The following is a 9,307-nucleotide window of genomic DNA, read 5'->3' on the forward strand; positions in this document are numbered from 1 at the left end:
AGACGATGTCATCAAGCAGTACCTGGAATTACATTCCGACAAATGATGCCTCCGGCGTCAGCCGGTGGTCCTTCACTCTCTTAGAATCGGCGAAGTATCGCCCATTCCGCCCAAAAAATAGGCGATATTTTCCGAGTCGTCGTATGGAACGACTGACCCACCGGGTGCAATACTCTTATTCGTCGCTTTGCTGCCTTTTTCGGCGAAATAAATTGCCGATCGTCTGAAACACGAGGTCAAAATCGTAGCAGGTATTCTGATTGCGCTGATAGATGAGATCAAGCCGTGCTTTGCGCGGTACGCAAATACTGGTGTAGACCTTGTCCGTTTCTTCGGGCGTGTTGCAACGCGCCAGCAATTTGTCTTCGTGCTTGTGAAAGCGGATCGTGGCCAATCCCGTGATCCCCGGCCGGGATTTCAGAACTTTTCCGTAAATCTCCGGAAACCGGTCAACATACTCGCGCAATGGCGGGCGTGGCCCGACAAAGCTGAGGTCGCCCTTGAGTACATTCCACAATTGCGGAAATTCGTCCATCCGCTTGGCCCGCAAACGCACGCCCAACGGGGTTATGCGTGCTTCCTTGTCCCCGCCGGACACTCTGGAGTCGCTTTCGACCACGGTCATAGTCCGGAATTTCCACAAGCCGAAGCTTTGGGTCGGCGATTTCATACGCTCGGCCACGTAGAAAATCGGCCGCCCTTGTATGCGCCAGATCTTGAACGTCAGATACAGGATCGCGGGCCCCAGGATGAGCACCAGAAGACTGGCAAAGAACAAGTCGAAGATACGTTTGCGCCAGGTCATTGGGCCTTCAGTGCTGTTTGCCAGTCCGCGACGATGCCCTGAGCTGTGCTGTCGCGCGGATCAAAGTCGGTGATCTGTTCGAGGAGGGCGGTGTTCAATTCAACAGCTGCGATCGTGCCGTCGGTTGCGGGACGCGATTGCCACGGCAGACCGGCGCTGTCCAGCAGCGCGCCCATCTGGACGGTGCCCGGGGCGGCAACATTCACAAGTTTGGGCAGATCCTTGCCCGTTGTCATGTCGAACAGGACCCGGGCCAGAGAATTCGGGCCGATATAGCTGCGCCTCGGGGTTGTGCCGTCCGGCAGTGTATCGAGGGCAAACCCCGGTTTCCAACCACCAAGGATGGCATCCGCGCCGGCCACATTGCCCAGCCGCATTGTCGTATTGGGGTGAGCATGCATCGCGGCCATGCCCTCCATCGCAAGCTTGGCATGCCCATAAGGTGAGACGGGTGCTGCCCGGCCATCCTCGCGCAGTGGGCCGGGCGTATTGCCATACACAGCCGCGCTGGAAAACAGGATGACGTGGCCCGCTCCAACGGCCTGTGCCGCATCAAGGACGGCGGTCGCAAGCTTCGTGTTCATATCCATCGGTTGCGCGCTGCCGTTTGTCACGCCTGCCAGACAAATCACCGCGTCGGCCCCTGCGAGTGTCTGTTTCAGCGCCTCGGCGTTCAGTACATCAACGTCCGTGCGGGCCATCCACGTGGCCGGGCCGGGAAAGATCGGTCGCAGCAATTGCCCCAACCGTCCGCCCGCACCAAGGATCACGATACCCATCGGTCAGGGCAGTTTGATTTGGGCACCAGTCTTCACCAGTGCGTTGATCTGACGGATGTGCTCGGGCAGGCAAACGGTGAGAAAATCGTAGGTCTCGACCACATGTTCACGCGCGGCAGGGCCGATATGAGCATAGTCCCGTGGCCGTTCCAACACATCGACGACTTGCGCGGCGATTGCCTCCGGATCGAAGAAATCAACCAGAAGGCCGGTTTTACCGTGCTCCATCGCTTCGCGTATGGGCGCGACATCGCTGGCCACGATGGTGGCCTGCATCGCCATGCATTCAAGGAAAGACCATGACAGCACAAAGGGCATCGACAGATAGATGTGGCAATCGCTGATCTGGATGATGTTCTGATAGTTCGAAAAGGGCACCTGGCCGAGGAAATGTAGCCTGTCCCAGTCGATCAGATGCCCAACCTCAGCCTCCATTTCGCCGCGCAAGCCGCCGGGATGCTTGGACTTGCCGCCGTAGGATGCGTCATTGCCGCCGATCACCAGAATCCGCGCATTGGGACGCGCTTTTTGGATGTGTGGCACGGCCCGCATGAACTGGTGGTACCCGCGCGTGGTCTCCAGATTGCGGGCCATGAAGGTCACGATCTCGTCCTTGACGGTCAGGGCACGGCCGATCCGGCCCAGTTCAACCTTGGCCTTTTTGTTGGGCTTGAGAACGTCGGTGCGGATGCCGTCATGGCAGACATACATCTTGTCATGAAAGCTGGTCGGAAAGCGGTTGCGCTGCCACATCGTCGGGCTGTGCGCCAGATCAACCACATCGATATTGGCCAAAGGCACCGCATTGTGACTTTGCATCAGGAAAGGGGCATGATCAGAGGGCGGGCTGTCCGGATCAAAACCGACAGGACCGCCATGAACCGAATAGTAGTATTCGAAAAACCCGATCATCGGCGTGTCGGGAAGGACCTGTCGCAGAAAGGTCATTTCGCCCCAGCCCACGTGCCCTATGACGATGTCGGGAACAAATCCCGTCGCGAGGATCTTGCGCACGGCCATTGCAGCCCCGAACCCGTTCCCCGCCGCGTTTTCGTAGGTCTTGGACAATCCATAGGCGTCCTCGGCGGCCTTGTGGTGCGTCTTGTAGATCGCGGTCTTGACCCCGGCAAATTGCGGCGGTTTGAGGCGCTGCGTCAGGAACACGATCTCGTGCTCTTTTTGGGCCGCCAGCCACTGGATCAGTTCGCGATATTGTCCGGGCATGTTCTGGTGAACGAATAGTAGTTTCATCTGATCCTCGTCGTGCTTGTCTCTGGATACTCGGCAGGGGGCGTCGGTGCAATTGCGTGACGCCCTTTAACCGGGCCAAAGCGCCCCTGTACCGGGTTTTTCCTGACCGGGGCTTAATGCGACCGTGCCAAGATGGCTTTTGGACAAACGCGAGAGGGACTGAAATCCATTGGCAACGCAGGTATCCGTGACGCTCATGGTGGTTTTCCGTGCTGCATGTCCGGGCGCGCCCTTTCCACCGATCAACCGCCAAGTGTAAGGCGTCTGTTCCGAAGGGCGCAGATTGACCAGCCTCAATGCCTCAAGCGCGCAGGCAAAGCCAAGTTGAGAATAGCCAAGGGTTCAGCGGAAAGGCATATCGCTTCGTGTCCGTTGCCTCAGGCGGCAAGGGCCGTGTCCAACAGGGCGCGGACTTCGCGCTCGTAGGGTTGGTTTTCCAGCCGGGCGACCTCCGTACCATTTTTCATCACCAGAAGCGTCGAGCGGCGATTGACCTTGAGCCTTTCGGTCAATTGCGATCGACCGAACGTGTCCCAGTCGACGTCGACGAAGACAAGACGGTTGTACTCCGGATTTGCGACCAGTGCATCGGCGATCAATTCCGCCTTGATCTGACAGGTCAGCGACCAACTGGCCCGATAATTCAGCACAATGGTTTGAGTGCCTGCCCCCAGATCGCGCCAGATGGCAGGGCTGAAGGTTTCGGCGGGATAGCTGAATGCCGCTGATGGGATCAACGCGGCGGCGGACAGCAGGAAAGTACGACGGTGCATAAGAGCGCTCCAGGAACTGGTAAGGCCAGACAGGATATTGCGGATAGTCTTCAAAGCAAGGGCTTTTGTTAAAGCGTGTCGCGATTTATGTTTTGATCTGTCGAGACAATTGCACCGCGAGAATGCCCGCTGCAATGATGACGACCCCCACAATATCCTGAGCGCCTAACCGCTCGCCCAGAAGGACGGCCGCAATGGCGACGCCGAAAAATGGATTGAGAAAGTGGAACGTGGCCGCCTTTGTGGCTCCGATCCGGGCCACAAGCGAAAACCAGATCCACGTGGCCAGCAGGCCCGGTGCGAGCGTGGTATAGACAAAGGCGGCGATCAATTCGGGGGTGACGTTCACTCGCAACGTTTCCGTCAAAGCGGAGGCAATCGCAAGCGGAACAGCGCCCACAAACATCTGCAAGCCCACGACCATCATCAGGTTCCCGCCAGTTGACATAGAGCGCATCGACAGGGTCGCAACGGACAGCGCGACCGCTGCGATGACGCACAAGGCCACGCCGTATATGTCGACACCGCTTTGGATACGTGCCGACATGATGATGACGACCCCCGCAATCCCGAGCACCAACCCGATAATCCCCAGCGCGGGCAGTTTGTCCCGAAAGACCACCCAGCCCGCAAAGGCGACCATAAGCGGCATGACCGACGCGATAATCGAGGCCAGCGATGCCTCGACCGTTTGCATCGCATAGAAATTCAGGCCCAGATAGATCGCGTTCTGGCAAATGCCGAAGATGATCGTGGCGCGCCACTGGTCCCGCGTCAGGTGCCATGTCTGGCCCAGGGCCCGTGCGATGGCGACGCCGATCAGCCCGGAAATGAAGAACCGCAGCGCAAGCGAGGCGAGCGGCGGAGCGTCGGCCACGATGATCCGGGCCGAGGTAAAGGCCGACGACCAGATCAGGGCAAAGGTGAGCCCCATCGCGATTGCGCGAAAATCCATCGTTGTCCCTTTCTTCGGTCCGGCGGACGTTCCGGCAAATCGCCGGAGGATGCAAGATGCGCCGATGGTCCGACGCGCCGACAAAAAAGGGCCGCCCCGTCGGGCAGCCCTTGATTGTCGAAAACGGGGTGAAGGCTTAGCCGTTCACGCTGTCCTTGAGTGCCTTGGCGATGGTCATCTTGACCACCTTGTCAGCTTCTTTCTTGAACTGCTCGCCGGTGGCAGGGTTGCGCACCATACGCTCGGGGCGTTCCCGGCAGTAGATCTTGCCGACGCCGGGAAGCGTGACGGCACCGCCGCCGGAGACTTCCTTGGTGATCAGACCGCAGATCGCGTCCAGTGCCGCGCCTGCGGATTTCTTGTCTGTGCCCATTTCTTCGGCCAGCGCCGCGACGAGTTGGGTTTTTGTCATTGGTTTTGCCATTTTATGGTCTCCTTCGTCTGCCCGACAACTTGGGCCTCATTTGCCTATTGTAGCGTCATGTTGTGGGAACACACAACGAATAGTGGGTTAAAGCAAGGGAAAACCGGGGTTTTTCGCCATATTTTATGGGCTTTTCGAACTATTCCCTCCAAAATCGCCGCCGAAAATCGATTTTCACCGCCTTTTTCGACCAGTGGCCACTGGTGGAATTCCCGACCTGCGCCAGACCGGGAGGGGTGTTAGGCTCGTTCTTATTCTTCGGAAAGACTGAACAAAGACCTGTTTGCAAGACGATTGTGAGGGCAGAACATGGATTACGTAGACCTTATGGGCTTTGCTGCAGCAGGGCTTGTCTTGACGACCTTTTGCATGACGTCGATGCGTTCCTTGCGCTGCGTCGCCCTGCTAAGCAATTTCGCTTTCATCGGTTACGGCGTGGCGGGGGATCTGCTGCCGGTGATTGCCCTGCATGGCCTTTTGTTGCCCGTAAACGCATATTATCTGGTGCTGGCGTCCCGGTCAGAGGAACGCCGTTTCGTCGAATGACCGCAATTTCCGACTGTGGATGCGTTCCAGCGGCATCGTGCGGATATGTTCCATCGCCCGGATCCCGATCATCAAATGGCGTGCCACTTGCGTTTTGTAGAAGTCCGATGCCATGCCTGGCAGCTTCAATTCGCCGTGCAACGGCTTGTCCGAGACACAAAGCAGCGTGCCGTAGGGCACCCGGAACCGATAGCCATTGGCCGCGATCGTGGCGCTTTCCATGTCCAGCGCGATGGCGCGTGACTGGCTGAGCCGCTTGACCGGTCCGTGCTGGTCGCGCAGTTCCCAGTTGCGATCGTCGTATGAGGCGACGGTGCCCGTCCGCATGATACGCTTGAGTTCATAGCCTTCCAGTTCGGTTACGCCGGCCACCGCCTGTTCCAGCGCGATCTGGATTTCCGCCAGCGCCGGGATCGGAACCCATGGCGGCAGATCGTCGTCCAGCACGTGATCTTCGCGCAAGTAGGCGTGGCCCAGCACGAAATCCCCCAGCGCCTGAGAGTTGCGCAAACCGGCGCAGTGTCCGACCATCAGCCAGGCGTGGGGGCGCAGCACCGCAATGTGGTCTGTTGCCGTTTTCGCATTGGATGGCCCGACGCCGATGTTGACCAGCGTGATCCCGGACCCATCCGCCCGTTTGAGATGATAGGTCGGCATTTGCGGCGTCTTGCCGAAATTCTCGAGGAGGCCGTCGCTGGTCGTGATGATCGAATTGCCCGTTGAGACAAAGGCGGTATAGCCGCTGTCGGGGTCGTCAAGCTGGGTGCGCGCGTAGGCTTCGAATTCGGAGACGTAGAACTGGTAGTTCGTGAAGAGCACATGGTTCTGGAAATGGGTTGGGTCGGTGGCCGTGTAATGCGTCAGCCGGGCCAGCGAATAGTCGACCCGCTGGGCGGTAAACGGTGCCAATGGCTCGATCCCGTCGGTGGCCACAAAGGTGCCGTTGACGATGTCGTCATTCGTCGTGGTCAGGTCGGGCACGTCAAAGATATCGCGCAGCGTGAATTCCGCCGCCCCTTCTTGTGGCACCGTGATGCCGGCATTGTTGGCCACCGCAAAGTGGACCGGCATCGGCGTATCGGAATAGCCGATATGCACGGGCTGGTCGTGGTTTTTGATCAGCAGGTTGATTTGCTGGGTCAGGTAGTTATCGAACAGATCGGGCCGCGTGATCGTCGCCACATAGGTGCCGGGTCCGGAAACGTGGCCAAAGCTGAGCCGTGTATCGACATGCGCATAGCTTGAGGTGGTAAAGCGGACTTCGGGATAGTAGGCCCGCACGCGCCCGTCCGGCGCGCCGTTGGCCATCGCCGCGGCAAAGTGCTCATTCAGAAAGTCGGAGGCTTCGTCATATAGCTGACGCAGCAGGGCGACCGCCTCCGGCGCACTTCCGATACGTTGGTGCGGGCGGTCTTCGGGGGTGAGGATTTTCATGTTGTGGTCTCTAATACGGGTATGAATTCAAAGCTGCGGACATCGACAAGGCCGAGGTCTGAGATACGCAACTCGGGGATGACAACAAGCGCCAGAAGCGAATGCTGCATGTAAGCGTTGTTGAGGGTGCAGCCGCAGTCGACCATGGCTTGCACCATCTTGTCGGCTTTGGCGGCGACCTCGTGGGCGGGGCTGTCGGACATGAGCCCTGCGATGGGCAACTCGACCAGCGCCAGTTCTGTGCCGTCACGGAAAATGGTGATTCCGCCGCCCACTTCGGCCAACCGGTTCGCGGCCAGCGCCATCTGCTCCCGGTCGGTGCCCACCACGATCATGTGGTGGCTGTCATGGGCCACGGTCGAGGCCATCGCCATCTTGCCGCTGTAATTGAACCCGGCGACAAAGGCATTTGTCACGCCGCCTGTGGCGCGGTGCCGTTCCACCAACGCGATCTGGCAGGTGTCGCCATGGGTTTCGACCTTGCCGTCCGAGACGGGCAGGTCGCGTTTCAGTGCCTTGGTCGGCGCCTGATTTTCGACAACGCCGATCACGTTTGCGGTGACGGAATTGCGCCCATCGGGAGCGTGGATTTCAAAGTCAGCTGCCGTTTTTGCGGCACCCATGTTCACCGTCTTTCGCGCCGCTTCCGGCCAGTCGAGATGCGGGCAGTCCGCGATCAGCTTGCCGTCTTGCGCCACGATCTTGCCGCGCGCGATCACATGCTCGATCGGCAGGGTTTTCAGATCAGAGGTCAGGATCACATCCGCCCGCCGCCCGGGCGTGAGCGAGCCGATCTCACGCTCCAGCCCGAAATGCGTCGCCGTGTTGATCGTGGCCATTTGCAGTGCGATCAGCGGATCGCATCCGCAGGCGATGGCGTGCCGCACCACCCGGTTCATGTGTCCGTCATTGACCAGCGTACCGGAGTGGCAATCATCCGTGCACAAGATCATGTTGCGCGGATCGAGGCCCTTTTCGGTGATGGCCGTGATCTGTGTTTCCACATCATACCATGCACTGCCCAGCCGGATCATAGAGCGCATGCCTTGTCGCATCCGCGCAATGGCGTCCGCCTCGCAGGTGCCTTCGTGATCATCCGCCGGGCCGCCCGCCACATAGGCCGCGAAATTCGGCCCCAGATCGGGCGAGGCATAGTGCCCGCCCACGGTCTTTCCGGCGTCCTGCGTCGCCGCGATCTCGGCCAGCATTTGCCCATCGCCTGCCGCCACGCCGGGAAAATTCATCATCTCGCCCAAACCGATGATGCCGGGCCATGTCATGGCGTCGGCAACATCCTCGGCGCTGATCTCATAACCTGTCGTTTCCATGCCGGGTGCTGAGGGCGCGCAAGACGGCATTTGCGTCCAGATGTTGACGGGCTGCATCAGCGCCTCGTCATGCATCAGGCGCACCCCTTCGAGGCCCAGAACATTGGCGATCTCGTGGGGGTCGGTGAACATGGTGGTGGTGCCATGAGGGATCACGGCGGCGGCAAATTCGGCGGGCGTCAGCATGCCGGATTCAATATGCATGTGCCCATCGCACAGACCGGGGATCATATAGCGGCCATGCGCCTCGATGATCTCGGTCTCGGGGCCGGTGCAATAGCTGGCGTCGGGCACGACGCAGGCGATCCGCCCGTGCCTGATGGCGATGTCCTGGTCAGGCAGCGCCTCGCGGGTGTGGACGTTCACCCAGATGCCGCCACGGATCACCGTATCGGCGGGCGCGCGGCCTGCGGCAACTTCGATCAGATCGGGGGCGGTGGCGGGCCACGACGGAAATCGGGTCGGGGAAAGGTCATGTTCCATGTCCCGTTGGATCAAAATTCGGATGCGGGCGCAAGGGGGTGGTTTCGAATGTCTTGAAACTGTCATCGTTCGGTGTCGATGACTGGCCGAAATGTCTGAGCGCCGGAAATCGCATGTCACGGGGCGTATGATCCGTTTTCATCGAACCGCGTGGTTGCGGCCCGCAACCCGCTTGACGCGTGCGCGGTGTTCGGCAACGCTGACGGCATGGATTATGAGAACATGGATGCAGACAGTTTTGGCCGCGGTTTGAAGGGTATTGGCCTGAACCTGCTGGTGCGTGACGTTGCCGCCGAAGTCGCATTTCTCAGGTCTGTTTTCGGGATGCAGGCCTTTCAGCCAACGGCAGATTTTGCGATCATGGCCTATGGCGAACAGGTGTTTCAGTTGCACAGTGACGGGACATATCATTCCAACCCGCTTTTGGGGATGCTGCCGGAAAACCCGCCCCGGGTACTGTAACCTGACGTCTGGAAATTTAGTTGGAGATTGCGCTGAGAGCCCCTGCCGAGGCGTGCCCCGGCAGAGG

10 protein-coding genes and 1 pseudogene are annotated in these 9,307 nt (G+C 59.4%); 2 read left to right on the forward strand and 9 right to left on the reverse strand.

The features are described 5' to 3' along the window. Window positions 1-175: 175 nt before the first annotated feature. The 7 genes from LC354_RS24325 to LC354_RS24350 all read right to left on the reverse strand — a co-directional run bounded on the left by LC354_RS24325 (window position 176) and on the right by LC354_RS24350 (window position 4,987). Complete coding sequence (locus LC354_RS24325) at window positions 176-805, reverse strand: sugar transferase (RefSeq protein WP_223428564.1); 630 nt, start codon at window positions 803-805, stop codon at window positions 176-178. Further along, the gene (locus tag LC354_RS24330) at window positions 802-1,584 is read right to left on the reverse strand and encodes an NAD-dependent epimerase/dehydratase family protein (protein WP_223428565.1); all 783 of its coding nucleotides are present in this window, start codon (window positions 1,582-1,584) and stop codon (window positions 802-804) included. The genes LC354_RS24325 and LC354_RS24330 overlap by 4 nt, the downstream gene beginning before the upstream one ends. A 3-nt stretch (window positions 1,585-1,587) precedes the next feature. Beyond that, window positions 1,588-2,835 (reverse strand): glycosyltransferase family 4 protein, encoded by a 1,248-nt coding sequence (locus tag LC354_RS24335; RefSeq protein WP_223428566.1) that lies wholly within the window; start codon window positions 2,833-2,835, stop codon window positions 1,588-1,590. A 66-nt stretch (window positions 2,836-2,901) separates the two neighbouring features. Then, window positions 2,902-3,033 carry a hypothetical protein gene (locus LC354_RS27810; RefSeq protein WP_263289596.1) on the reverse strand — a complete coding sequence of 44 codons (132 nt, stop codon included), beginning with the start codon at window positions 3,031-3,033 and terminating at the stop codon, window positions 2,902-2,904. Window positions 3,034-3,212: 179 nt separating this feature from the next. Beyond that, a complete protein-coding gene (locus LC354_RS24340) occupies window positions 3,213-3,608 on the reverse strand; it encodes a thioredoxin family protein (protein ID WP_223428567.1) in 396 nt (131 codons plus the stop codon). Between the two features lie 85 nt (window positions 3,609-3,693). Further along, window positions 3,694-4,563, reverse strand: coding sequence for a DMT family transporter (locus LC354_RS24345; RefSeq protein ID WP_223428568.1), 870 nt, complete (start codon window positions 4,561-4,563; stop codon window positions 3,694-3,696). A 136-nt stretch (window positions 4,564-4,699) separates the two neighbouring features. Beyond that, complete coding sequence (locus LC354_RS24350) at window positions 4,700-4,987, reverse strand: HU family DNA-binding protein (RefSeq protein ID WP_223428569.1); 288 nt, start codon at window positions 4,985-4,987, stop codon at window positions 4,700-4,702. 309 nt (window positions 4,988-5,296) lie between these two features. Between LC354_RS24350 and LC354_RS24355 the strand changes: the two genes are divergently transcribed. After that, a complete protein-coding gene (locus LC354_RS24355; protein WP_223428570.1) occupies window positions 5,297-5,533 on the forward strand; it encodes a hypothetical protein in 237 nt (78 codons plus the stop codon). On the opposite strand, the gene LC354_RS24360 is transcribed toward LC354_RS24355, so the two are convergent. Further along, a complete protein-coding gene (locus LC354_RS24360) occupies window positions 5,507-6,967 on the reverse strand; it encodes an AMP nucleosidase (RefSeq protein WP_223428571.1) in 1,461 nt (486 codons plus the stop codon). The two genes, LC354_RS24355 and LC354_RS24360, sit on opposite strands and share 27 nt — an antisense overlap. Then, the gene (gene ade, locus LC354_RS24365) at window positions 6,964-8,778 is read right to left on the reverse strand and encodes an adenine deaminase (protein ID WP_223428572.1); all 1,815 of its coding nucleotides are present in this window, start codon (window positions 8,776-8,778) and stop codon (window positions 6,964-6,966) included. The genes LC354_RS24360 and ade overlap by 4 nt, the downstream gene beginning before the upstream one ends. 207 nt (window positions 8,779-8,985) lie before the next feature. Here ade and LC354_RS24370 point away from each other — a divergent pair. Further along, window positions 8,986-9,231, forward strand: a pseudogene (locus LC354_RS24370) (glyoxalase); the annotation flags it as partial. Window positions 9,232-9,307: the final 76 nt, after the last annotated feature.

The sequence above is a fragment of the Tateyamaria pelophila genome (assembly GCF_019966495.1).
Classification (GTDB): domain Bacteria; phylum Pseudomonadota; class Alphaproteobacteria; order Rhodobacterales; family Rhodobacteraceae; genus Tateyamaria; species Tateyamaria pelophila.